Raw genomic sequence first — 23,875 nt, 5'->3', positions numbered from 1 at the left:
GCGCCCCACGCCCCTTACAATGGGCGCGTCCGCTTCGGGAGTGTTTGCACGACTGGTGTCGGCCCAGGTCTTCAAAACCTGTGGGACCCTTGAATAGAGGGTTCAGTGGATTCGATTTCCATACACTCCCGCTTCTATAAAAGCCTTAAATTGCAGCATTTCACGTCGGTTTTCAAAGGCGACCTGTCACCGAGGTGACAGGTCGCCTTTGCCGTTGAATGCCGCCAAAACGGGGTGGTCTGGGGCTTGAAAAGGGTAATGGGCCGCTCCTTCCGGGCGGATGTGGCCGACGGAGAAATGGCCCTCTGCCTCCTCCCCGTCCGAAACTCGGCCACCTCGACCAGCCTCGATAGCACCTCGCCCTGCTCCATCACGAACTCGCCACCTCAAGTCGTCGCAGCAGAGGCGGATGTCTCTGTTGACTTCACAATTACACTTGGTAGTGTAATTGTGAAGCGGAGGTAATGCCCATGAACCGACCGAAACGTCCCGTGAACGACTGCTGCGAACAGCCCCCGCTGAAGGAGCGCTCGCTCATGTCGCCTATCCAGGCCGGGGGCTTGGCGGCGGTCTTCAAGGTGCTGGCAAACGACACCCGGTTAAGGCTCCTGCACGCCCTGGTGCGGGCCGACGAACTGTGCGTCACCGACCTCGCCACTTCGCTCGGCATGAAGGCCCAGGCCGTGTCGAACCAACTCCAGCGACTTTCCGACTTGGGCATCCTGGCGTCCCGCCGCGACGGGAACAGCATCCACTACCGGCTGGTGGATCGCTGCGTCCAGGGGCTGCTCGAACAGGGCTGGTGCCTGATGGAGGAGGCCGGGGACCGCGCCCCGCTGACCGACCGGGCGGCCCGGTGCTGCGGGGACGGAACCGATGCGTAAGCTCGTCGCCGAGGCGTTCGGTACCTTCTGTCTGGTGTTCGCCGGGACCGGCGCGGTCGTCGTCAACGACCTCCACGGCGGGGTCGTCACCCACGTCGGGGTGGCCCTCACATTCGGCATGGTCGTGCTGGCGATGATCTACACGGTCGGCGACGTGTCCGGCTGCCACCTGAACCCCGCCGTCACGCTCGGCTTCTTCGCCGCCCGCCGCTTCGAGTGGCCGCGGGTGGTGCCGTACATCCTCGCCCAGTGCGCCGGGGCCGTCCTCGCCAGCCTCGTATTGCGGGCCATGTTCCCGGCGCACCCGTCGCTCGGGGCGACCCTGCCCGCCGGCACCGCCCTCCAGTCCTGGGTGATGGAGTTCGTGCTGACCCTGATGCTCATGGTCGTGATCCTGAGCGTATCCACCGGATCGAAGGAGAAGGGCATCCTGGCTGGTGTGGCGGTCGGGGCGGTCATCGCTTTGGAGGCGATGTTCGCCGGGCCGGTGTCGGGGGCGTCGATGAACCCGGCCCGGTCGCTCGCCCCGGCCGTCGTCGCCGGGCGGCTCGATCACCTCTGGCTGTACCTGACCGCACCCGTGGCCGGGGCGCTGGCCGGGGTGGTCGTCTGCGGCGCGATCCACGGCCCCGGCGAGTGTTGCCGGCCCGATGGCGCGAAGGAATGAACCGTATCTTTGATGGAGCCGATCATGATTCTCGACGACTTCGTCCGCGCTCTGAATGAGAACCCGGCGGCGGCACTGCACCTGATGTTGCCGGACGGCTCGTTCGTCCCCGCGCACTACCACGTCACCGAGGTCGGGCGGGTCCACAAGGACTTCATCGACTGCGGCGGCACGACCCGCTCTGCGACGGCGTGCGTGTTGCAGGTGTGGGTGGCCGACGACACTGACCACCGGCTCGACACGACGAAACTGGCCCACATCATGCGGCTCGCCGCCCCGCTGCTGAAGGCCACCGATCTGCCGGTCGAGGTCGAGTACGAGAACGGGGCGGTGTCGCAGTTCCCGGTGGCAGATGCCGAGGTCACGCCGTCCGGCGTTCTGCTACACCTTGGCACCAAGCACACGGCGTGCTTGGCCCAGGATCGCTGTGGCGTCGGCGCGGGAGAAACGGCCTGCTGCACGACACCCGGTTGTTGTTGAGTCCCCGGAACCCTCACTCGGAGAGTGGTCGCATGAGTCCGACGAAGCTCGTCCTGTTCGTCTGCGTCGAGAACTCGAACCGGAGCCAGATGGCCGAGGCGTTCGCGCGGATGCACGCCGGCCAGGGGGTCGAGGCGGCGAGTTCCGGCTCACGGCCTTCCGGACGGGTGAACCCCCGAGCCGTCGAGTACATGAAGGAGGTCGGCTACGACCTGGCGACGCATACATCGAAGTCGCTCGACCAGTTCAACGGCCAGGAGGTCGAGGTGGCGGTCACGATGGGGTGCGGGGACGAATGCCCGCTGGTCCGGGCGCAGCGGCGGGAGGAGTGGCAGATCCCCGACCCGAAGGAGATGCCGCCCGATCAATACCGCGAAGTCCGCGACCTGATCGAGCGGAAGGTCAAGGAACTCCTGGCGCGCCTGTGATTGGCAACCAAACCAGTTGCCTTTTAAGTGGCCACGCCTTGCCCGGTTCGAGGCGTGGCTCTGCGGGGAATCGGTTCTTCGATGCAGGCGAGTCGGACTCACGTTTTCTTCTTCCCGCCACCCAGTTACGGTAGTGGCTTGAACAGTGTCATAGGTCTATTCTGACTCGATGAACACATCGGTACCGAATCCGCCGCCGATCCCACCCTGCCCCCGGTGCTCGGGGGACCACGTGGTGCGGAACGGGTCCAATGCGTCGGGTACCCCGGTGTTCCGGTGCCCGGGGTGCCATCGGCGGTTCGTGGCCGCCCCGAAGAAGGGTCCGGTGGGCGAATCGGACCGGGCGCGGGTGCGCCGGTTGCTGGGCGAGCGGGTCGGGGTCCGGGCCATCGCCCGGATCACCGGTCGGTCCCGGTCCTGGGTCCAAGGGTTCGTCAACGCGGTGTACCGAGAGGGCGCTCCACACCACCCCGGACCGTCCCCCAAAAGGCCGGGGCCGTAGTGATCGAAGCCGACGAGATGGGGAGCTCCGTCGGTTCCAAGGGCGACGTGCATGGGGTCTGGGTGGCCCGGGATGCCGGCACACGGCGGGTGCGGGCAATGGTCGTCGGCGACTGGTCCGCCGCAACAGCTCAACGGCTCTGGGCCGCATTGCCCCGTGGGTACCGGACCCGGGTCACCGTATGCACCGACGTCCTCGCCTCGTACCGCCAAGCGATCCCACGGGTCCGGCACCGGGCCGTGGGCCAGGACACGGGCCGCACGGCACACATCGAGCGCGTCGGGCTCACCTTACGTCAACGATGTGCCCGATTCGTTCGTAAGACACTCACATTCTCCAAGTGCCCCAGGAACCATCTCGGAGCGCGCTGGTACTTTATACGACTCTATAACCTGTGCCATCAGTAGAGCCACTACCCGAAAGTGCGATTCCGAATGTATCGAAGGAACGCGAGCCGCACCCTATAGTAACGCCTTCAAATCCGCGGCCCCGGCCCTTTCGGTTCGCGCGCCGTGTCGGACACTGTTTCGTGCCGCCCCGTTTACTTGGATCGCGGGAGGTACTGTTTAGGGGCCGGAATGGGTGAATCAGCGGTACACGGTGAGCGCCCCGAGCCCCTTGAGCCGAAGCCGGACCGGTCCGGAGTCGTCCCGACTGCCCGGTTCGGCCCGCCGGGAGGGGCCGCCGGCCCGAAACAACTTCCGCCCCGCGGCGCCCCGCCCGCGGGCCTGGTCATCGGGCGGTACCCGGTCGAGCGCGAGATCGGGCGCGGGGGCATGGGGGTCGTGTACCTGGCCCGCGACCCCCAACTCGATCGGCCCGTCGCGCTCAAGGTCATGCACTCCGACGAGCCCGGCGCGCTCGTGCGCTTCCACCTCGAGGCGAGTGCGCTCGCGCACCTCTCGCACCCGAACGCGGTGCGCGTTTACGAGACCGGCGAGGATAACGGGTGGGCGTACCTGGCGATGGAGTACGTCGAGGGACCGTCGCTCGCGGACGCCCTCGTGACGGGGCCGCTCGACCCGCTCCGGGCCGCGGCGCTCGTGGGCGCGATCGCGGGGGCCGTGGACGCGGCCCATTCCGCCGGGGTGCTGCACCGCGACCTGAAGCCCGCCAACGTGCTCCTCGACGCCGCCGGGAGCCCGAAGATCACCGACTTCGGGCTCGCCAAGCGGATCGGGTCCGCGCGCGGGCCGACGCAGACCAACGTCACGATCGGGACGCCGTCGTACATGGCCCCCGAGCAAGCGGACGCGCGCCCGGTGGACGCCCGGACCGACGTGTACGGGCTCGGGGCCACGCTCTACGAGTGCTTGACCGGTCGGCCCCCGTTCGTCGGGACCACGCCCAACGTGCTCGCCTGGGTCCGGAGTGCCGACCCGGCCCGTCCCCGGCGCGTGAACCGCGCCGTCCCCGTCGACCTCGAGACGGTGTGCCTCAAGTGCCTCGCCAAGGACCCGACCGCGCGCTACCCGAGCGCGTCCGAACTGGCCGACGAACTCGGCCGCGTGGCGCGCGGGGAACCGGTCCGGGCGCGCCCGATCGGTCCCGCGCGCCGGGCGTGGCTCTGGTGCCGGAGGAACCGGACCGTTGCCGCTCTTTCGGCCCTGACCGCCCTCGCCCTGGTCGCCGGCTGCGCCGTCGCCGGGTGGCAAGCGCACCGGGCGACGGTGGCGCGCGACGCCGAGGTCGCCCAGCGCCAGGAAGCCGAGGCCGAGCGCGCCCGGGCGCGGGCCGCCGAGGAGACGGCTCTGGGCGACAAGCGCCGCGCCGAGGACGCGGCCGCCGAGACCGCGGCGATCAACGGGTTCCTGCTGGACGACCTGCTGCGCCAGGCGTCGAGCCGCGCCCAGGCGGACGCGCGCCTCGCCCCGGACCCGAAACTGACGGTTCGCGAGGCCCTGGACCGGGCGGCCCAATCGGTGGGCCCCCGGTTCCGCAACCGCCCCGCGGCCGAAGAGGGGGTTCGGGCGGCCCTGGGAGCGACGTACTTGGACCTGGGGGCGTTCGACCGCGCTCGGGTCCAGCTCCGGGCCGCGTTCGAGCTCCGGACCGCGCGCCTCGGGCCGGACCACCGGGACACGCTCAAGCTCATGAACGGCCTCGGGCGCGCGACGCACGAGGACGGGAGCCCCGGGGACGCGGTGCGCGTCCTCGAAGAGTGCGCGCACCGGGCGCGGTCGGCCCTCGGGCGCACCGACCGCGACGCGCTCGCGGTGGTGAGCAACCTCGCTTCGGCCCACCGAGCGGCCGGCGCGCCGGCCCGGGCCCTGGCGCTGCACGAGGAGTGCCTGGCACTGCGGCGCGAGGCGCTCGGGGCCACCGACCCGGACACGATCCGCTCGATGAACAACGTGGCCGAGCACTACCGGGGCGCCGGGCGCGCGCGCGACGCGGTCCCGCTCGCCGAGGAGGGGCTGGCCCTGGCGCGCCGGCACCTCGGGGCCGCGCACCCCGACACGCTCGTCGCGGCGGTCACGCTCGCCATGATCTACCGCGAAACCGGGCGCCCGGCCGAGATGCTCGCGCTGGCGGAAGAGGCCCTGCGGGTCGGGCGCTCGGACCTCGGACCGGGGCACCCGCAAACGCTCGCCGCGATGAACGCGCTCGCCCTCGCGTACCAGAGCGCGGGGCGGACGAGGGAGGGACTCGCGCTCACGGAAGAGAGCCTGCGGGCGCACCGGCGCACACTGGGCGCGAGCCACCCCTACACGCTCACGCTCCTCTACAACACGGCCGTCGCGTACCTGTCGGCCGGGCGCGTGGCCGACGCCACCCCCCTGCTCGAAGACTGCCTCCAGCGGCGGCGCGAGGTGAGCGGTCCCGAGCACCCGGACACCGTGCGCGCGATGTGTACGCTGGCGACGGCCCACCGGTTCGCCGGGCGCCCGTTCGAGGCGCGCCCCTTACTCGAAGAGAGCGTGCGGGTGCTGGGCCGAGCGCCCGGGGGCGATCCGGCCTTCGCCCGTGCAATGGTCAACAACCTCGCGGTCGTGTGCCGGGAGACCGGGCGCCCGGCGGACGCGGTGCCGCTCTACCGGAACCTGCTCCGGTCCGCGCGCGAGCGGAACGCCCCCGACCACCCGGAGGCGCTCGCGGCCCTTTCGGACCTCGCCTCGGCACTGCGCGAGTCGGGGAACCCGGGGGAGGCGCTCCCGATGCACGAGGCCGTATGGCGCGCGCGTTCGGCCCGCGCGCCGGCGGCCCCGCAGACCGCCGAGGCCGAGGTGCTGCTGGGCGCCTGCCTCCAGCAACTCGACCGCTTCACCGACGCGGAGCCTCGCCTCCTCGCGGGCCACAAGGTGCTCAGCGCGACCAAGGGCGCGCCCGCGAAGCTGATCGCCCTGAACCGGCGCGCGCTCGCCGACCTGTACGACCGGTGGGGGCGCGCACTGGACGCTGATCGGTGGCGCGACCCGGTCCCCCTCGCTCCGCCACCGCGCCCCTCACCTCGAGCCCCGACGAAACCGTAACCCGTGCCGTGCCGCTCCGGTCACCGATCGAGGCCGTAAGCGCGGACCTTGTCGAACAATTGCCGGCGGCTAATGCCCAGCAGCCCGGCCGCACGAGTGCGGTTCCCGCCGGCCTGCTCCAGGGCTTGCTGGATCACCCGCCGCTCGGCCTCGGCCACGGCCGCCCGCAGGTCGAGCGAGCCGGCTCCGGGCGGAACAACGACCGGGGGGACCGGCGCGACCGCGGGGTCGTCGCCGGCGAGGTGTTCCGCGCGCACGACCCGCCCCCGGGCCAGGATCGCGGCCCGGGCCAGGGCGTTCCGCAACTCGCGAACGTTCCCCGGCCACTCGCGCCGGCCCAAAACGGCCACGGCCTCCGGTGACAGCGCGAGCCCCGGCCAGCCGTGCTTCCGCGCGAGCTGCTTCACGATGTGCTCCGCCAACTGGGGAACGTCCTCGCGCCGCGCGCGGAGCGGCGGGAGCGTCACGGCGACCACGTCGAGCCGGTAATAGAGGTCCTCGCGGAACTCGCCGGCCGCGACCCGTGCTTTGAGGTCGCGGTTGGTCGCCGCCACGACGCGCACGTCCGCGGTCAGCGTCTCCTCGCCGCCCACGCGCTCGAACGTGCCGCTCTGGAGCACGCGCAGCAACTTCGCCTGGAGCTCGAGCCCGAGTTCGCCGACCTCGTCGAGGAACAGGGTGCCCCCGTGCGCCTGCTCGAACCGCCCCCGGCGCCGGGCCACCGCGCCGGTGAACGCGCCCTTCTCGTGCCCGAACAGCTCGCTCTCCAGCAGCGCCGGGCTGAGCGCCGCGCAGTTCACCTTGACCAGCGGGCGCGCGGCCCGGGGCGAGTTCCGGTGGATCGCGTTCGCGACCAGCTCCTTACCGGTGCCCGATTCGCCCAGGATCAGTACGGGCTCGTCGGCGGGAGCGACCAGCCCCACGGCCTTGAACACCGCGACCATCGCCGGGGCGCGCCCGACCAGCTCGTCCCCGTCCGGGTCCGGGTCGTCCCGGAGCGGGTCCGCCGACAGCGCCTGCACCTGGGCCACGAGCGCGCGCTGCGTGAGCGCGCGGCGCACGGTGAACAGGACCTCGTCCAGGTCGAACGGTTTGGTGAGGTAGTCGTAGGCCCCGAGCTTCATGGCCTCGATCGCGGCCGAACTGCCCCCGTAGGCCGTGACCACCACCACCGGCACCTCCTCGAGCCGGTCCGCGTGCGCGCGCAGGACCGCGAGGCCGTCGCGCCCGGGCATCTTGATGTCGAGCAGCGCGGCGGCAACGGACGGGTCGCCCAGGGCCCGGTCCGCCGCGTTCCCGTCGGCCGCTTCGACCACCCGGTACCCCTCCGAGCGGAGCAACAGCGCGAGGTTCGCGCGGGTCGCGGGGTCGTCGTCGGCGACGAGGATCGTCGGCCCGTCCGGGTGCTTGGTGGTCACGCGGGGGGCCCTCCCACGGTCACGGGGAGGGTGAAGCGAAAGGTCGCGCCGGGGCCGCCCGCGGGGTCGAGTGCCACGTCGCCGCCGTGCTGCCGGGCGACCTCGCGGCACAGTGCCAGCCCCAGACCGGTGCCGTCCGAACGGGTGGTAAAGAACGGCTCGAAGACGCGGTCCCGGGCGTCCGGCGCGACGCCCGGCCCGGTGTCGCTGACGGCCAGTTCCACGCGCCCCCGGGCCGCGCGCGTGCGGCACGTCAACCGCCCGCCGCCCGGCATGGCCTGGAGCGCGTTGGTGACGAGGTTCAGGACCACTTGGCCGATCGCCTGCGCCGCGCCGGGGACCGGGGGCAGGTCCGGGGCGAGATCGGCTTCGATCGTCACGCCCTGAGCGTCCGCGCGGGCGCGGACGAGCTCGAGCACCTCGGCGGTCACCGCGTTGAAGCCCACGGACCGGTAGCTCTCGTGCCCGGCCCGGGCGAACAGGAGCAGCCGGCCGACCAGTTCGTTCAACCGATCGACGGAGCCGACGACGGCCGCGAGCGATTCCGGCGTGCGGGCCTGGGCGGGGAGCCGTTCCCAGAGTTGTACGGTGGAGCGGATCGCGGTGAGGGGCGTGCGCACCTCGTGAGCCACGCCCGCGAGTAACCGCCCCAAGATCGCGAGGTGCTCGGCCTTCCGCAACTCGTCCCCGAGGGCGGCCCGGCGCCGGGCCTCGCGCCGGAGCGACGCGGCGAGCCCGCCGGTCAGCCCCAGGGCCAGGACCACGCCCCCGAGCGAGAGCCCCGTCGCCGCCTGGAGCCGGGCGAGGCGGGCCTTCTGTTGCTCCGGGCCGGTGAGCCGCACCATGACCCACACCGCCGCCCGGGCGGGGCGCTCGTCCCCCACGGCCAGCGCCGCGACCGCGACCCGGCTCGGCCCCACGTCCCGGACCTCCACGACCGGCGGCCAACCGGGTTCGGTGCCCGCGACCTCGCGGCACTGTTGCCGGATCGACGGCGCTTCCAATGGCGGGGGGTCGCGCCGGACGGGGGCGCCGGGGGCGTCCGGCCGGGTGCCCCCCTTCTTGTCACCGTCTTTCTTGCCGCCCTTCTTCTGATCCGCCTTCGGCTCGTGGCCCGTCTTCTCGGCACCTTTTCGATCGGTAACGGGCGGCTCCGGCCCCGCACCGCTCACCACGGTCCCGGCGAACTGGTCCGAGCGCACGAAGTAGAACCCGCCCTCCGTACCGGGGTAGTTCGTCAGCACCCGCCGCGCGATCTCGGTGAGCCGGCGGGTGTCCGGTTCCGGTACCACGCTGCCCGCGTCGTCCGTCGGCAACTCGTGTACGGGTCCACGGGCCGCGGCCCCCAGTTCGGTGGCCGCGGCCCGGAGCTGGTCACGGGCCGCGAGCTCGTCCGCGCCCCCCCAGAGCGCCAGCGCGCTGCTGGCCGCGAGTGCCGCGAGCGACACTGCGAACACCACGACCACCACGGTGACCCGCGCCCAACCCATTTTGCCCTCGTACAGAATTCCCAAAGTCGAACGTGCTCGCCCGCGTCCATCTCAGAGTAGCCCGTTCCTCAATACCGGACGAGGGCGAGCCACGCGGCCCCGACCACGAGCGTAATCAGCGTGACCGGGATACCGACCCGGCAGTAATCCCAGAACCCGATCGTCACGCCCTCCTTCCGCGCCTGTTCGACCACGATCAGGTTCGCCACCGAGCCCAAGACAGTCAGGTTCCCCGCGAACGTGCTGGACAGGGCCAGGGCCAGCCACGCGGTCTCGCGCGCCGCGTCCGGCATGGCCCCCACGACCGGCTTGAACAGGAGCACGGCCGGGACGTTCGAGACCACGTTCGACAGGACCGCCGAGAGCCCGGAGAGCGCCCACACCGGATCGGCCCGGCCCGCCCACTCGCCCACCCCACTCGCCGCGAGCACGTGAACCTCGAAGGCCCGTACCACAACGAACAGCCCGGCAAACATGAGGAGCAGGCTCCAGTCGATGTGCGCGTACACCTTCGCGGGGTTCACGCGATCGAGCAGCAACACGGCCGCGGCCCCGAGCGCGACAACGGCCATCGGCACCCCGGCGAAGAACAGCCCGACCGCCGCGCCCGTGACGAGCAAACTCTTCGCGAGCAGCGCGGTGTGCCGCGCCCCGTCGGGCACGCGGTCACCGTTGCCGTTCGGTGCCGCGCCCGGTTGCGCACTTCCCTTCAAAGCCGTCCGATAGGCGATCAGCGTGACAACGTAGCCAATCGCCAAACAAATGAGCGCCGGAGGAGCGAGTTTGGCAGCGAACCGCAGGTACGAGATCCCCGACAGCCCCCCGATAATCATGTTCTGCGGGTTCCCGGTGAGCGTCGCGGCCGAGCCGAGGTTACTCGCCACCGCGAGCCCCACCAGGTGCGGGCGCGGGTCCAGTCCGAGGCGCCGCGTGAGGTGCAACACCAGTGGCGTGAGCGCCAGGCACACCACATCGTTCACCAGGAGCGCGGAGAGCGCCCCGGACATCAGCATGGTCACGGCAAGCAACGCCTTCGGCGACTTCACGCGCCCTAGCGCGAGCCCCGCGAGCCGCGCGAAGAACCCGGCCCGCCGCAGGAACGCGACGACCACCATCATCCCCAGGAGGAGCGCGATCGTGGCGAAATCGACCGCCCGCACCGCGTCCTCGAACGACAGGAGGCCGCACGCGAGAACGCCCGCGGCACCCACCAGCGAGACCCCGGCGCGGTCGGTGCGCAACCCCGGGAGCCGGCCCAGGGCCAGCCCCAGGTAGGTCAGCCCGAACCAGAACAGCGTCAACCACAGGGCAGTTGTTCCCGACACGAGTTCTCCCGTTCAGCAAAAGGCCGTTGAAGTTACCAGGGGCCGGACCATCGGCACGGCGGTGTAGCGCCCGGTGGGATCGACCGCGAACTCGATCTCGTGCCCGCCGACGGCACCGGTCGCGTCCTCGGCCCGCACCGCGAGCCGGTGGGCGCCCTTCGCCAGGCGCGCGCCGGGCAGGGGCGCCCGCCAAAACCCGTCCCCGCACGGGTCCATCGGTACCCGCGTGTCACCGTTCAGGCACAATTCGACCGCACCGACCGGCGCTCCCGCCCACACCCGCACCCGGACCTCGTCGGCCCCGGTCACGACGTGATCCGGCCCGGTCGCGAGCAGCATCTCACGCGGGTGCGTCACGAGGACCAGCGGCCCGCGCTCCGCGACCGGGCGGTACGTGAGCGCAAAATCCTCGCCGTGGAAGACCGCGACCGCGTACCCGGGCGCCCCGCCCTCCGGGTCACCGATCGAGCGCACCGCGGCGAGCACGTTGCGCCCGTCGTTGGCGAGCTGCCAGTAGTGCGTGTGGCCGCACAGGAGGGCGTGGACCCGGCGCGTCTGCACGATCTCGCGCCAGGCGTCGGTACCCGGGCCGGCGAAGTCTTCCCAGATCTGGTACGGATAATTGTGCTGAAACACCACCACCCGTTCGCCCGCCGCGCGCGCGGCATCGACCTCCGACCGGAACCACGCGATCTGGCCGGGAGACAGTCCGACCGGCCGCGCCTCCTGAGTGTTCAAGCGCAGGAACCGGAACCCGCGGATCGCGACCGCCCCGCACGGGGCACCGACCCGTTCCCGGAATTGGCGGGCCGCCGGGTCGCCCGGGGCATCGTGGTCGCCGACGAGCGCGAACCACGGCACGCGCAACCGCGCGCACAGGGAACCGAAGAGGGCGAACTGCTCGTCGGACCCGTCCTGCACGTTGTCCCCGATGAACTGAACGAAATCGGGGCGGACCAGTTCGTTCGCGTCCCCAACGGCGCGAAGCGCGGCGGCGTAGTTCGGTTGCCCGGGGTCCGTGAGGTGCAGGTCGCCGGGGATCATAACCGTTACGGGCGCGTCAGGAGTCACGTGTCCCCTCCTCGGTCGGCGCCGGGGCCGGCCCCCCGGGGACGGCGCAGATCACAACGAGCGTCGCACCGGCGCCCACGCCCGCGAGGAGGCCGAACACGCCCCGGTAGCCGAGGTCCGTGACCACCAGCCCGGCGAGCGCCGGCCCGATCGCGGACCCGAGCACCAGCGCGCTCCCCACCAGCACCTGGGCCGCGCCCGCCCGGCGCGGGCCGCCGAGCCGGTCCGTCACCCACGCGGCCGCGGCCACCGCGAACAGGCCCTGGGCCAGGCCGTCGAGCACCTGAACGAGCAGCACCTGCCAGCCCTCGCGGGCCAGTGCGAGGAGCCCGAGCCGGACCGTCATCGCCACCCACCCGGCGACCAGCAGGGGCTTGCGCCCGAGCCGGTCGGACAGCCACCCGACCGGGCGCACGCACGCGCTCCACGCCACCATGCTCACGACGAACGCGTAAGACAGGTCACGGGCCGGTGCCCCGAGGTCGTTCTTGAGGAACAGCCCGAGGTACGCACCGGGTGGGGCGTTGGCGACGTGGAACAGAACCATTGCCGCGATGAAGGCCCACAACCCCGGGTCCTTCAGGTACCGCCCGTCCCGGTGCGGGGGCCCACCGGCGCCCGGGCCGAGCGGCGGGGGCGGGCCGCGCTCGCGGATGAGGAGCGCGGCGCCGACCGCCAGCCCCTGCACCACCGCGAGCGGGCCGAGGAGCCACCCGACCCCGCGCTCCTCGGCCACGGCCCCGCCCACCAGTGCGGTCAGAACGACCGCGACCGGGCGCCAGAACCGTAAGGCCCCCAGTGCCGCACCGACCCCGCCCGGGGGCGCGAGGCGCGTGGCCTCCGCACCGGCCATGCTCTCGACCGTCGCGCGGCACGGCCCGTTCTCCGCGAACAACACGACGAGCGCCCCGACCAGTACCGCGCCCCACGCGCCCGCGGGGTCGGCGAGGGGCAGCAGCGCGGTCGCGAGCGCCAGGGCCGCGAGCCCGGTCACCAGGAACGGCTTGCGCACGCCCGCGCGGTCCGACCACACCCCGACCGGGAACTGCACCAGCCCCGCGACCGCGGCGAGCACCCACACGAGCGCGATGCCCCGGTCGGAGAACCCCTTCTCCTCTTTCAAGTACAGTGGCAGGTACGGCAAACAGAACCCGATCCCCGTCATCCCCAGGAAGTACGCCCCGTGCAGGGCCGCGCGGGCCCGCGGCGCGGGAGGTGGAGTCGGGGGCGGTTCGATCGCGGCGCGCGTCACGACACGTCCTCCTTGGTTTCGGGCATGAGCGCGAGGAACACCCCGGCCCCCACCGCGGCGACGAGGGCGAACGCCCGGAACGCGGGCGCGAACCCCAGGTGCTGCACGATCGGGCCGGCCACGAGCGGCCCCAGAACCCCGCCCACCGCCAAGGCCGTCGCGAGCACCCCCTGGAGCGCGTTGAACCCGCCCCGCGTGCGGGTCAGATCGGCACACACCACGGTCGCGACCACGCCGTAGACGCCCGCCCCGATCCCGTCGAACACCTGGAGCGCGACCAGGACCCACGGGTCGGACGTGAACGAGTACAACAGGATGCGAACCGGCAGGGCAACGAACCCGATCGCGAGCACCGGCTTGCGGCCCCACCGGTTGCACGCCCACCCGGACAGCACGGCGACCGGGATCATCACCGCCTGGGCGACCAGCACCACCGCCGCCACTTGCGTGTCGCTCCCACCCAGGCGGGCGATGTACTGGCCCACGAGCGGCATGACCGGCGCGTTCGCCAGGTGGAACAGCGCCACCGCCGCGAACAGCACGACCACCCGCCGGTCGCGGAACAGTGCCCGTAGCCCCGGCCCGGCCTCGACCACCGTTCCCGGTCCCCCTTTCAGATCGGAGCCCCGAATCAGGAAGGCGCTCGCGGCGGCGAACGCGGACACGACGCAGACGGTGTAAAAGACGGCCGGCAGCCCGAGCCACGCGGCGACGGTCATGGCGGTGAACGCCGCCGCGATGTTGCCCGCGTGGTTCCACCCCTGGTTCTCGCCCATGACCTTGTGGAGCACCGCCGGCCCCGCGAGGCCGAGCGCGAGCGCGCCGAGCAGCGGGACGAAGAACGCCTGCCCGACGCCGCCGAGGAACACCAACAGGCCGATGAGCCAGCCGGTGTCGGGCGCCAGCGGGAGCAACCCGAAGCACGCCCCGACGACGAGTGACGCGCCGGCGAGCAGGAGCCGGCGGTTACGGGACCGGTCTGTGAGCAACCCGGCCGGTGTTTGCGCGAGGAACACGCCCAGCCCGCACGCGGCGGCCGTGTACTGGATCGCGTCGTCGCGCCAGCTCCGGTCGGCCAGCATCTTCGCCAGGAACGGGATCACGACGCCCGTCAGTTCGGCCAGGAAGAAGTTGGCCGCGTTCAGCCCGATCCGGTCCCGCGGGGCGATCCGCGGGGCCTCGGTGGTCAGGTGGGGGGCCACGACGGTGGACATGAGTCAGCTCCGATTGATTGCACGGCTCACCGGCGCGCGAGCCCGAGCGAATTGGACACGCAACGAACGCCAGTGTTACCGGCGGCCGGCCGATACGGTCCGGCCCTTGTAGTGTTGTCGCGCTCCCGTTAGTGCGCGTCCCCGCGGACGACTTCAACGCCGTTGACAACGGACGCCTCAATGACCCGGTGACCGGTGACCGTCGGCCGGGACGCCCCTTCGGCCACGACACGGGCGCCGAGGGCAAGCGGGACGAGGCGCATCCCGTGGGGCTTCAGGTGAACGAAATCGCCAGTATCGAGGACGACACCGTTCGGCTCGCCGTGCCGGGCATAATTCAGACGGATCACGACGCCCGCGGTCGCCGGCCGCCGGCCCCCTTCGGGGACCGGGGCCGCGTCCGCGTCCGCGACGAACTCGCACACGGGGTGATCGCCCGGGTCGTGTTCCGCAGCGCGGTGATCGGCGCCAACGACAAATCGGATCAGCGAACCGGGCACGGGCGTCGGGAACTCGGTGGCCCTCGGTCCGTGCGGGAAGTTCACCTGGACCGGGCCGGCCTCGGTTTCGAGAACCAGCCCCTCGATCTCGCCTTTCGGGCTGAAATTGTGCTGGCGGACCGTGCCCGAGAGCGTGCGGGACTCGGATCCAGTGTTGCGGCGGTGCTTGCTCACGGTGGGGGTTGCTCCGGGAATACGGGTAAGGTCGAGCGCGCCAGACGGTCCGACGCGCTCGTAGTGCGGTTCCGGTTTAGTTCTTCGCGGGTGGGAGCGGCGGCGCGCCCTTGCCCTTCGGCTCGGGCGCGGGTGGGGGTGCGGTGGCCCCGTCCCACTCGGCCCGTTCGAGGTGCTCGTTGACCCGGAGCCAGGCACCGGCCGCGCGAGCGAGTTCGGCCGCCTTGCGGTAGTCCCCCGCCTCGTAAGCGGTGCGGGCCTGGCGGTTGGCGCTCTTCGCGGACTCGAAAAAGTCCCGGCCCGCGCCCCTGGCCGGCGGCTCGGCGGTCGCGAGTTGGTTGTGGACGTCGGTCAGCGCGTCGAGTGCCGGCGCCCACGGGCCGCTCTCGCTCGCCGCGTCCCGCGGCTCGCGCCCCCTCGGGCCGTCCTTCGGGGCCGGAGGCGGTCCCTTTGCCTTCGGGCCGTCCTTCGGCGCGGGCGGGCCGTCAGAATCTAACGGCGGTTCCGGTAAATTCGCGACCGGCTGGTACGAGGCCCGGCGCAGGTGATCGAGCCCGCGCGCCGCGTCGGTGGCGGCGAGGGCCAGTTCGCGGAACCGGCGCGGCTCGTCCGGGTGCGCCCGGTGCGCCGCGCGGTAGAAGTTCTTCGCGTGGTCGAGCAGGCGCGCCGCCTCTTGGCCCGAAGGGGCGTTCTGGGCGGCATCGGTGATACTGTCGAACGCCTTGCGGAGCTCTTTCGTGCCCTTTTCGGGACCGCCTTTCGGCCCCTTGTCTTTGTCCTTTTTCTCCTTGCCCGGCTCCTTGTCTTTGCCGGGTTGCCCGATGGCCCCGCCCGCGGTAACCACCAGTAAACTCGCGACCAGGAACAGGGCCGGTCCAATCAACCGGCCGGATGTGAATCGCATGTCGTCTCTCCCGTTCGCGCGACCGTTTGTGTCGGATCGGGTTCCAGCGGAGCGAAGCGGTCGCGAGAGCGCCCCACCGACCCGCTGAACCCAATGGCAAACCGGGAGCCGAGATCGCAATTCGGTGAGAAGCGCGTGCGCGATTCGATGAAATGGGCGAAAAAGTCAGCAGTTCGTGGCCGAAACAAATTTCGAGGGCACCGCACAACGATCGTCGCGTGCGCGCTCCGGTGGGCGAGAGTCCCCCGCACAAGCGGGGGATCTCCGCCCACCGGAGCGGCGGACCTGGGCGTCAGTGGGACGCGAGTTCGAGAGATGGTGACGATCGCGCGGGAGAAGCTCCGGGACGTGGCCGAGGTCGCGTGAGTGACGTGTTCGAGTGTGAAACGAACGCGGGCCGCCCACTGAGGCGGCCCGCGTTCGTTTCGTGGGCGCGGGTTAAACGATGGTCGCGCTGGCTTTGCGGCGGAGTCGGAGGCCGCCGAGAGTCGCCAGACCGATCAACCCGCTGACAAGAGATGCGGGCTCCGGTGTCGCCGTGACGGGTGGATCAGAGAAAACGCCGTATTCAAAGTTCGGGCCGACGTAACCGGTGCTCGCGGGGGAACCCGGGAACACGTTCCCAAAGGCGAATCGCCCCTGTACGTAGGTCACATCGGCAGAGATGATCGCTTGCATCTGGCCCGCATTGTTGGAGCGAAAGAGGTCGTTGGCAAAAACGCCCTGGGGGTCCTCATAATAGGCTCCCAACACGTAACTCTGACCCGCCAGGATCTTGATTGATGTCGCGAGTTCGACGAAGCGGAACCCGTTGACCAGAGGTGCCGTGGTGCCGGCCGGGACGGTCGCACTCCCGAGGAGCGTGGTGCCGGTAGCATCCCAGAGAGAAACTTTGTGCGCGTATGCGAGACCGTTCCCGGCGGCGATGAAGTCCAGGTCCAAAACGCCGAGGCTGGTAACAACAAGGTCCTGGCTGCCGACCGTGAATTCGAACCCTACCGTACCGGTTTGATTCGACTGAAAACCGCTGTTGTTCCCGGAACCGGCGCCGCTGACCAGGAACCCCGCTTGAGCCTGTGTTGTGCCAAGCAATGCTGTCGTTACTACGCACGCGATCAACCAAAACTGTCTCATGAGTTCTGCCTTCTCGAATCAAGTTAGCGATGATGGACACGAAACCGAGGCGTTAGGGTCGCACGATCGAACATCCGACGCAAGCAGATTCCGCGCTTTGAAAGACGGGCAACAGCTCCAAGTTTTCGGTGATTGGTGCCTAGCTGCGATGTTGAGTGCAATCGTGTTCGCCGAGTGTGAGCCAGGCCGAGGCCATCAGCCTCGGGCAGCGAGCGAAGATTGCGAGGGAAGTGGCAACGTGAGAGATGCGCTTGGAGGTGAATAAACTGACGGCCTTCCGACAGCAACTACCACCACGAGACCGCCGGTTAAACGGCGGTTTAGGTTGTTGCACGAGGAAGCCCGCGTGAGTTAGAAGTGTCGTTCCGGCCTATGGAAAGGTCCAGGACGATCTGTGGAAAACGCAATCACTTTACCGAATCGGGTCAGGGGCGACTCCCAGAGTACGCTGGAATTTACGCATGAAATGCTGCTTAACAGCCAACTTGCGGTCAGCCGCGTAGCGCGGTGGCGATTGTGAGATTGTGAATCCGGATGGCTCGCCAGCAACCGCCATGCTGTGGGAAACATCGTAGCCAAACTCTTTACGAACAGCGTCTTGAAAATGGGCAGCAGCCGCGAACGGGTCATCCGTATTTATTGGGAGCACTATACAGGTGGACGGCAACCGACCCCATTGGTTTTCTGCAAGAAGCACATAGTGATATCCGCCCAGAGAATGAACCCAAAGGTACAAATCTGAGTACACTGATGAATCGGAGTCGTACAGGTCGAATGAAATCGTGTAATTGGGCATGGTGTCGGCCTTAGCGGAAAGTTGGGTCGAGTCTGATAATTATACTCGGGCGCACAATCAATCCAAGCCTACCAGCCGATTTACTCAATAATCTGCGCTGTATAGTTGGTAGCCCATTCGCTACGAGGTCCGCCGCGACCTTGCGCTTCGTCTTCGCGATGCGGGCTACTGTGAAGCACCAGTCAACGACAAGGGCCGGGGATGATCCGCGGCCCGCTCTGTTCCCGTGGTGCCCACTTCCCGACTTGGGGCGCGGAACTTACCGCATCCTGCTCAGGAACGTGGCCTCTCGACTCTGATCTCTCACTTCCCCCCGCCGCTCACGGGCACGAGCACGTCCTTGTCGATGTACACCACGCAGACACGCGGCTTCGTCAGTTTCACCGAGAACGGCCACGGCAGGACCACGATATCGGTGAAGTAGGCCGAGCACTCCCAGTGCTGTACCCGGAGCCGGGCCTGGCCGACGTTCGGGAAGTGCCTCGGCGGGTCGAGCCGATCGAGGATCTTCTCCTTCACGATTACGATGTCGTCCCGCGTCGCCCCGGCCGGCGGTTTCGGGAGGGCCTTGATAACCTCCTGGTCCGTCGGGACATCGCCGCTCGGGAGCATGGCTGCGGCCAGCTTCTTCTTCAGGTGCGCGATCTCGTGGCGGAGTCGCTCGTTTTCCTTCTTCAACTCCTCGGGCGTTGGGTCCGCCGATGCGGGGTGCGGAGCGGCCCGGACTACCGACGGCGGCTCGACGTACCCGACCGCGGACCCCGCGGCGGCAGTTGCCACGAGGGTCAGGAACACGACTTTCGCCTTGAGAATTCCCATTGGTTTCCACATTCCTTGTGAAAGAGCAAGGGCGACGGGTGCCGCCGAGGTTGGAGAACCGCTTGCGAGCCCGATGGCCGCGGACACAGTGGTGGTCGCGAGCCGAGCGGAGACCGTCCCCGCGCCCAGGACCGGGAGCGCCACGCCACAGACGGAGAGGCGCGTGCGGAGCCGCTCCTTCGCCCGCGCGAGCCGCGACTGGAGCGTTCCGACCGGGCACCCGAGTTCGCGCGCGACGTCCTCTTGTGCCCGGCCTTCCAGACTGCACAGGATGAACGCCTCGCGGTACGGGGCGGGCAGGCGCTCCACCTCGCGGTCGAGGAGCGCGCGCCAGTCGGACCACTCGACCGCGCCCTCGGTGACGGCTTCCGGTCGGGCCGCAAGGCACTCGCGCGCGGCCCGCCGGCCCTGCTCGCGAGCGAGGCGGGTGCTGACCCGACGTGCCACGCGGTAGAGCCACCCGGCGAGGGCCTCGCCCGAGCGGACGGCCCGAGCCCGTCTCACGAGCACGAGGAAGGTCGCCTGGAAAGCGTCCTCAACGTCCCCGGTCCGACCGAGTACCCTCCCGCAGACCCCGAGCACCATCGGGCCGTGCCGCCAGACGAGGGCCTCGAAAGCGAGGGCGTCTCGGTCCGCGGTGAATCGCCGCAAAAGCTCGTCGTCGGTGAGTTGGGCCAGTCCGTCACGGGCGACGACCCGGCCGAGGCGGTGGACGAGACCGGAAAGCAAGCGGGCCACGCGCGACCTCCGTTTCGCTGCTGTATCTACCTGGATAGAGGCCGTTCGAGCGGCGGAGCGTCCCGAAATCCAGAAAGTGCCCCTGGTCTTTTGACCCAGACGCGGTGCGTCACGCCGTTCACCGGGTTCACCGGCGGGTTACCAGTTCGTGGATGTGGGAGGGCTGAGAAGTGTAACTGAGCGCCGAGAAGGGCACAAGCAACTTCACGGATCTGACAGGGCTGTTTAATGTGTGAATATGGGCCGAATGATTGACTCCCCCGCTCGGTGACCCTCGCGGTTCGCCCGCGTCTCTTGGCGAACCGCGAGGGTCACCGAGCGGGTGGACTTTCCTATCCCCGAGAACTAAACGGCCCCGACGGATCTGACACCCGTTGACACCCGCGCGAGGGCGCGACGCGGGGCAACTGGTGTCACGGAGGAATGCAAAAACTCCGGGGTTCCCGGGGTTTCGATGTCATATTCCGATTTCAGCAACTGCTGCCCGGGTCACAACATCCAATCGGGAAGGGCCGCGTGTTGCTCGTTCGCAAACTCAATTGATTCTCGCACGTCAGTGCGCGATTTGGAACCACTCACTTCCGCTCGCTTCGTATTTGGTGTAGGTGTCGTCGGTGTCCACGGGCGCGGCCGCAATTCCTTTCGTGGTCAGTGCTTCGAGTACGGCGCTCGTGGCGCCCTCGCCGACCATGTACTGGCGCGACACGCGACCACCGGTCGCGTCGAAGTGCTTCGCTTCCGCGTACACGGCCTCGTAGGTGTCGGGCTGCGTGCGGATCAGGTGCGACCAGAACGCGGTCAGTCGCGTTTTGAACGCACTCTCGGTTTCGCCCGCCTCGGCAATGAGTGTGAGGCACAGGTATTCGCTCATGGTGTCGGTCCGCGCGTTCCGGGGTGTCTCCTCGCTTTCTATTGCTCCCACTTGCACTTCGACCAAGCATAAGCGACAATCACACCATCCTGCCGCTAATGTTCCGCCGAAAGTCCGCACCCACCGCTCGCTACCCCAATCGAGGGTCTCATCCCATGCCGAAGCACGTCCAACGCTGGGCCATTCTCCTCGCCTTTGTTGCGACGCATGGAACCAACGCGACCCGGGCCGGGGCCGCTGAAATCAACCCCTCGGATGTGAAGAGCATCGCGATTAATCCGCCCAAGGTGGCGCTCACGGGCGCCGACGACGCGACGCAACTCGTCGTGACCGGCACGTTGAACGACGGGCGACTGGTGGACCTCACCGCGGACGCGACTTACACCGTTGCCGACGGGAAATTGGCCGCCGCGCTCGTGGGCGGGCGCATCGTTCCGCGTGCGAACGGGTCGTCGGAGGTCGTGGCGACGTTCGGAGGGAAAACCGCGCGGGTGCCCCTCGGGGTCAAGAGCTTGGGCGAGAACCTGCCACTGAACTTCACGAACCAAGTAGTGCCGATCTTCACGAAGCTCGGCTGCAACTCCGGCGGGTGCCACGGCAAACTCGCGGGGCAGAACGGCTTTCGGCTGTCGCTGCTCGGGTTCGAGCCGGACCTCGATTTCATGACGCTCGTGAAGGAGAGTCGCGGTCGGCGCCTGTTCCCCGCGAACCCGGACGCGAGCCTCTTTCTGATGAAGGCCACCGGGCGCGCCCCGCATGGTGGCGGTAAGAAGATGGACCCCGACTCCGACGAGTACAAGCTCGTTCGGCGCTGGATCGCGGCCGGGATGCCGTGGGGTGACGAGAAAGACCCGAAGGTCACCAAGATCAGCGTGTACCCCGAGCACCGCGTGCTGAGCCGGCAGAGCAAGCAGCAGTTCGCGGTGTACGCACACTACACCGACGGCACGGTGGAAGACATCACGCGCCGGGCACAGTACGAGAGCAACGACCCGGAAATCGCCACGGTCGAAGAGCGCGGACTGGTCCACACGCTCGGCATGAGCGGCGAGGCCGCGGTGATGGCCCGGTACCAGGGCATGGTCGCGGTGTTTCGCGCCACGGTGCCGCTCGGCGTGAAGACGCCCGACTGGACCTTCGCCGAGAAAACAGTGGTCGATAAGTTCACGGCCAAGAAGTGGAAAGAACTCGGGCTGGTCCCCTCCGAACTGTGCAGCGACGAGCAGTTCATCCGCCGCGTGTACATTGATGTGACCGGTTCTCTCCCCACGCCGAAGGACGTGCTCGCGTTCACCGCGGACGCGGACCCGGCCAAGCGCGACAAGTTGGTCGACAAACTGCTCGATTCGCCGGAGTACGCCTTCTACTTCGCGAACAAGTGGGCCGACATCCTCCGCGTGAAGCGCCGGCAGCAGGCCGACCGCGCGCCGGGCACGTTCGCGTTCCACGAGTGGATTCGCGAGCAGGTGGCCGCGGACACACCGTACAGCGACTTCGCGCGGGCGATCATCGCGTCCAGCGGCGACGAGCGCAAGAGCCCGCCGACCGTGTGGTACAAGGAAGTCGAGAAGGCCGAGCAGTTCGTGGACGACGTGAGCCAGGTGTTCCTGGGCCAGCGGTTGGCGTGCGCCCAGTGCCACCACCACCCCTACGAGAAGTGGTCGCAGGACGATTACTGGGGGCTGGCCGCGTTCTACGGCCGCATCGGGCGCAAGGAAGTACGGCTGCCCAACACGGACCCGAACCGCCAGGACAACCGGGTCCAGACGATCTACATCCGCACCACCGGCAGCGTGCAGAACAAGCGCACGCAGAAGCCCGCCGAGCCGAAGCCGCTCGACGCGGACCCGATGGTCGTCTCCACCGACGACGACCCGCGGCAGAAGCTCGTGGACTGGATGGTGGACGCGAAGAACCCGTTCTTCGCGAAGACGGTGGCGAACCGGTACTGGGCACACTTCTTCGGGCGCGGGATCGTGGACCCGCTCGACGACATGCGCATCACCAACCCGCCGTCGAACCCGGAACTGCTCGACGCGCTCGCGAAAAACTTGGTGGACAACAAGTACAGCCTGAAGGCGCTCGTCAAGACGATCTGCAAGAGCCGGACGTACCAACTGAGCAGTGCGCCGAACGACTTCAACAAGCACGACAAGCAGACCTACGCCCGCTACTACCCGAAGCGGCTCCAGGCGGAAGTGCTGCTTGATGCGCTGTGCCAGGTGACCGACAGCCCGTCGCGGTTCAACGGGCTCCCGGCAGACAAGAACGCCCCGAACCGGGCGATCATGCTGCCGGACGAGTCGTTCCAGTCGTACTTCCTGGACGTGAACGGGCGGCCCCAGCGCATCAGCGCGTGCGAGTGCGAACGGGTGAGCGAAGCGAACCTCGCGGCCGTGCTGCACATGCTCAACAGTGACGAGGTGGAGGGCAAGATCAAGCGCGGGGGCGGGCGCGCGGACGCGCTCACCAAAGCGGACGACAAGCGCCCGGACGAAGAGAAGGTCACGGACCTGTTCCTGTGGGTGTTCGCCCGCAAGCCAACGAAGGACGACCTCGACGGGGCCATCGAGCACATCAAGAAGCTCGAAGCCAAGGGGGGCGCTGCGGGCAAGAAGACCGCCTACGAGAACATCCTGTGGGCGCTGGTGAACACCAAGGAGTTCTGGTTCAATCAGTAAAGTGGCCCGGCGAGTGCGGTAATCTGAACGGCCCGGGGGATATTTATCCCCCGGGCCGTTCTTTGTGTGACGAGGTGAATCGCGACGTCTACGGAAACGGCGTTTCTTCACGCGATCGCAGCGAACCGGAGCGGCGCCACCGTGCGCCTCACATTTGCCGACTGGCTCGATGAGTTCGGTTCGCGCCCCGGCCGATGCGAAACAGCCGCGGGCAGCGTTGATCGCGGAATCGTGACCTCCCGTGCGGTCGTGGTCTGACGAGGCCCGAGGCGGCTGCGTTGCGGAATGACGCGCGCGGACCTCCTTCGTATCTCAACTCGTATGACCACACCTGCCGCTCCGCCGCCGGTCCTCAGCACCAGCATCGGCGATTTTCCGCTCTCCGAGTGCCGCCTCCGGGTCGGTGACAAGGAGCTGTCGGTGCTGCACACGGACGCCGTTCTCAGTCTCGGCGAGGAGACGCGGTTCCTGAACGACCCGGACCGGCGCGCGCCCTACGGGGCGGTGCTGTGGCCGGGTGCCATCGCACTGGCGCACGAGATCGCCGCTCGCGCGGCCGAGTTCCGGGGGAAGACCGTGCTGGAACTGGGGGCCGGCACCGGCTTACCGGGCATCGTGGCCGCCGCGCTCGGGGCGACGGTCGTCCAGACCGACCGGTCCGAGTTGATAATCCACGTGTGCCGGCTGAACGGCGAACGGAACCGAATGGCGGGAATCGAGTACCGGTTGGCCGACTGGACCGAGTGGGCGGAGGAGACCCGGTACGACTGGATCGTGGGCTCGGATATCCTGTACGCCGACACCCAACACGAACACTTGCGGCGGATCTTCAGCGGCAACCTCGCGCCCGGCGGACGGGTGCTGTTGTCCGACCCGTACCGCCCCCCCAGCCTCCCCCTACTGCAGGGGCTGGAAGCGGGCGGGTGGCGCGCGCGGCACTCGCGCTGGGCCATCGACACCGGTGACGAAGCCCGCGCGGTCGCGGTCTACGAACTGACCCCGCCGTAGCGCGGACCGGTGCTCACTGGTGGGCCGTGCTCCAGAGCCTCGGCGC

At 69.2% G+C, this 23,875-nt stretch carries 21 protein-coding genes and 1 tRNA gene; 11 read left to right on the top strand and 11 right to left on the bottom strand.

Going from position 1 to position 23,875, the window contains the following annotated elements:
- The first annotated feature begins 36 nt into the window (after positions 1-36).
- From J8F10_RS13015 to J8F10_RS12980, 8 genes are all read left to right on the top strand, one after another.
- Positions 37-132: transfer RNA gene (locus tag J8F10_RS13015), tRNA-Sec, on the top strand.
- 338 nt (positions 133-470) lie between these two features.
- On the top strand, positions 471-884 hold the full coding sequence (locus J8F10_RS13010) for an ArsR/SmtB family transcription factor (protein ID WP_210654229.1): 414 nt from the start codon (positions 471-473) through the stop codon (positions 882-884).
- Positions 877-1,551 carry an aquaporin gene (locus tag J8F10_RS13005; protein ID WP_210654228.1) on the top strand — a complete coding sequence of 225 codons (675 nt, stop codon included), beginning with the start codon at positions 877-879 and terminating at the stop codon, positions 1,549-1,551. Before J8F10_RS13010 ends, J8F10_RS13005 begins: the two co-directional genes overlap by 8 nt.
- A gap of 24 nt (positions 1,552-1,575) precedes the next feature.
- Positions 1,576-2,031: a DUF6428 family protein gene (locus J8F10_RS13000; protein WP_210654227.1), complete on the top strand. Its 456-nt coding sequence runs from the start codon at positions 1,576-1,578 to the stop codon at positions 2,029-2,031.
- 32 nt (positions 2,032-2,063) lie between these two features.
- Positions 2,064-2,459, top strand: coding sequence for an arsenate reductase ArsC (locus J8F10_RS12995; RefSeq protein WP_210654226.1), 396 nt, complete (start codon positions 2,064-2,066; stop codon positions 2,457-2,459).
- 169 nt (positions 2,460-2,628) lie between these two features.
- Positions 2,629-2,961 carry an IS1/IS1595 family N-terminal zinc-binding domain-containing protein gene (locus J8F10_RS12990; protein WP_246523242.1) on the top strand — a complete coding sequence of 111 codons (333 nt, stop codon included), beginning with the start codon at positions 2,629-2,631 and terminating at the stop codon, positions 2,959-2,961.
- A gap of 17 nt (positions 2,962-2,978) precedes the next feature.
- Entirely contained in the window at positions 2,979-3,368 is a 390-nt protein-coding gene (locus J8F10_RS40800; protein ID WP_390891140.1) for an IS1 family transposase, read from the top strand.
- A 171-nt stretch (positions 3,369-3,539) separates the two neighbouring features.
- Positions 3,540-6,434, top strand: coding sequence for a serine/threonine-protein kinase (locus J8F10_RS12980; protein ID WP_210654223.1), 2,895 nt, complete (start codon positions 3,540-3,542; stop codon positions 6,432-6,434).
- 20 nt (positions 6,435-6,454) lie between these two features.
- Here the strand turns inward: J8F10_RS12980 and J8F10_RS12975 are convergent, their stop codons facing one another.
- The 11 genes from J8F10_RS12975 to J8F10_RS12925 form a co-directional block, all read right to left on the bottom strand.
- Entirely contained in the window at positions 6,455-7,852 is a 1,398-nt protein-coding gene (locus tag J8F10_RS12975; protein WP_210654222.1) for a sigma-54-dependent transcriptional regulator, read from the bottom strand.
- The gene (locus tag J8F10_RS12970; RefSeq protein ID WP_210654221.1) at positions 7,849-9,342 is read right to left on the bottom strand and encodes a two-component system sensor histidine kinase NtrB; all 1,494 of its coding nucleotides are present in this window, start codon (positions 9,340-9,342) and stop codon (positions 7,849-7,851) included. Before J8F10_RS12970 ends, J8F10_RS12975 begins: the two co-directional genes overlap by 4 nt.
- A 68-nt stretch (positions 9,343-9,410) precedes the next feature.
- The gene (locus J8F10_RS12965; protein ID WP_210654220.1) at positions 9,411-10,667 is read right to left on the bottom strand and encodes an anion transporter; all 1,257 of its coding nucleotides are present in this window, start codon (positions 10,665-10,667) and stop codon (positions 9,411-9,413) included.
- A gap of 12 nt (positions 10,668-10,679) precedes the next feature.
- A complete protein-coding gene (locus J8F10_RS12960; RefSeq protein WP_210654219.1) occupies positions 10,680-11,738 on the bottom strand; it encodes a metallophosphoesterase in 1,059 nt (352 codons plus the stop codon).
- Positions 11,728-12,990 (bottom strand): MFS transporter, encoded by a 1,263-nt coding sequence (locus J8F10_RS12955; protein WP_210654218.1) that lies wholly within the window; start codon positions 12,988-12,990, stop codon positions 11,728-11,730. Before J8F10_RS12955 ends, J8F10_RS12960 begins: the two co-directional genes overlap by 11 nt.
- The gene (locus J8F10_RS12950) at positions 12,987-14,204 is read right to left on the bottom strand and encodes an MFS transporter (protein ID WP_210654217.1); all 1,218 of its coding nucleotides are present in this window, start codon (positions 14,202-14,204) and stop codon (positions 12,987-12,989) included. Before J8F10_RS12950 ends, J8F10_RS12955 begins: the two co-directional genes overlap by 4 nt.
- Positions 14,205-14,332: 128 nt before the next feature.
- Complete coding sequence (locus J8F10_RS12945) at positions 14,333-14,878, bottom strand: hypothetical protein (RefSeq protein WP_210654216.1); 546 nt, start codon at positions 14,876-14,878, stop codon at positions 14,333-14,335.
- A 76-nt stretch (positions 14,879-14,954) separates the two neighbouring features.
- Complete coding sequence (locus J8F10_RS12940; RefSeq protein ID WP_210654215.1) at positions 14,955-15,782, bottom strand: hypothetical protein; 828 nt, start codon at positions 15,780-15,782, stop codon at positions 14,955-14,957.
- Between the two features lie 438 nt (positions 15,783-16,220).
- A complete protein-coding gene (locus tag J8F10_RS12935) occupies positions 16,221-16,916 on the bottom strand; it encodes a DUF4082 domain-containing protein (RefSeq protein WP_210654214.1) in 696 nt (231 codons plus the stop codon).
- Between the two features lie 1,099 nt (positions 16,917-18,015).
- Complete coding sequence (locus tag J8F10_RS12930) at positions 18,016-19,269, bottom strand: RNA polymerase sigma factor (protein ID WP_210654213.1); 1,254 nt, start codon at positions 19,267-19,269, stop codon at positions 18,016-18,018.
- 553 nt (positions 19,270-19,822) lie between these two features.
- Positions 19,823-20,140, bottom strand: coding sequence for a hypothetical protein (locus J8F10_RS12925; RefSeq protein ID WP_210654212.1), 318 nt, complete (start codon positions 20,138-20,140; stop codon positions 19,823-19,825).
- 155 nt (positions 20,141-20,295) lie between these two features.
- Between J8F10_RS12925 and J8F10_RS12920 the strand changes: the two genes are divergently transcribed.
- The 3 genes from J8F10_RS12920 (at position 20,296) to J8F10_RS12910 (ending at position 23,829) form a co-directional block, all read left to right on the top strand.
- Positions 20,296-22,821, top strand: coding sequence for a DUF1549 and DUF1553 domain-containing protein (locus tag J8F10_RS12920; protein ID WP_210654211.1), 2,526 nt, complete (start codon positions 20,296-20,298; stop codon positions 22,819-22,821).
- Positions 22,822-22,899: 78 nt separating this feature from the next.
- The gene (locus J8F10_RS40795) at positions 22,900-23,079 is read left to right on the top strand and encodes a TIGR02996 domain-containing protein (RefSeq protein WP_210661905.1); all 180 of its coding nucleotides are present in this window, start codon (positions 22,900-22,902) and stop codon (positions 23,077-23,079) included.
- 63 nt (positions 23,080-23,142) lie between these two features.
- Positions 23,143-23,829, top strand: a complete 687-nt coding sequence (locus J8F10_RS12910) for a class I SAM-dependent methyltransferase (protein ID WP_210654210.1) — start codon at positions 23,143-23,145, stop codon at positions 23,827-23,829.
- Positions 23,830-23,875 lie beyond the last annotated feature (46 nt).

Source organism: Gemmata palustris, assembly GCF_017939745.1.
Taxonomy (GTDB): domain Bacteria; phylum Planctomycetota; class Planctomycetia; order Gemmatales; family Gemmataceae; genus Gemmata; species Gemmata palustris.
This window is presented reverse-complemented; position numbering and strand designations above follow the sequence as displayed.

Bases quoted from the DNA above. Each gene is read 5' to 3' on its own strand.
- J8F10_RS13010 (WP_210654229.1), top strand. From the start codon at position 471: ATGAACCGACCGAAACGTCCCGTGAACGACTGCTGCGAACAGCCCCCG.
- J8F10_RS13005 (WP_210654228.1), top strand. From the start codon at position 877: ATGCGTAAGCTCGTCGCCGAGGCGTTCGGTACCTTCTGTCTGGTGTTC.
- J8F10_RS13000 (WP_210654227.1), top strand. From the start codon at position 1,576: ATGATTCTCGACGACTTCGTCCGCGCTCTGAATGAGAACCCGGCGGCG.
- J8F10_RS12995 (WP_210654226.1), top strand. From the start codon at position 2,064: ATGAGTCCGACGAAGCTCGTCCTGTTCGTCTGCGTCGAGAACTCGAAC.
- J8F10_RS12990 (WP_246523242.1), top strand. From the start codon at position 2,629: ATGAACACATCGGTACCGAATCCGCCGCCGATCCCACCCTGCCCCCGG.
- J8F10_RS40800 (WP_390891140.1), top strand. From the start codon at position 2,979: ATGGGGAGCTCCGTCGGTTCCAAGGGCGACGTGCATGGGGTCTGGGTG.
- J8F10_RS12980 (WP_210654223.1), top strand. From the start codon at position 3,540: ATGGGTGAATCAGCGGTACACGGTGAGCGCCCCGAGCCCCTTGAGCCG.
- J8F10_RS12970 (WP_210654221.1), bottom strand. From the start codon at position 9,342: ATGGGTTGGGCGCGGGTCACCGTGGTGGTCGTGGTGTTCGCAGTGTCG.
- J8F10_RS12950 (WP_210654217.1), bottom strand. From the start codon at position 14,204: ATGTCCACCGTCGTGGCCCCCCACCTGACCACCGAGGCCCCGCGGATC.
- J8F10_RS12940 (WP_210654215.1), bottom strand. From the start codon at position 15,782: ATGCGATTCACATCCGGCCGGTTGATTGGACCGGCCCTGTTCCTGGTC.
- J8F10_RS12935 (WP_210654214.1), bottom strand. From the start codon at position 16,916: ATGAGACAGTTTTGGTTGATCGCGTGCGTAGTAACGACAGCATTGCTT.
- J8F10_RS12925 (WP_210654212.1), bottom strand. From the start codon at position 20,140: ATGAGCGAATACCTGTGCCTCACACTCATTGCCGAGGCGGGCGAAACC.
- J8F10_RS12920 (WP_210654211.1), top strand. From the start codon at position 20,296: ATGCCGAAGCACGTCCAACGCTGGGCCATTCTCCTCGCCTTTGTTGCG.
- J8F10_RS12910 (WP_210654210.1), top strand. From the start codon at position 23,143: ATGACCACACCTGCCGCTCCGCCGCCGGTCCTCAGCACCAGCATCGGC.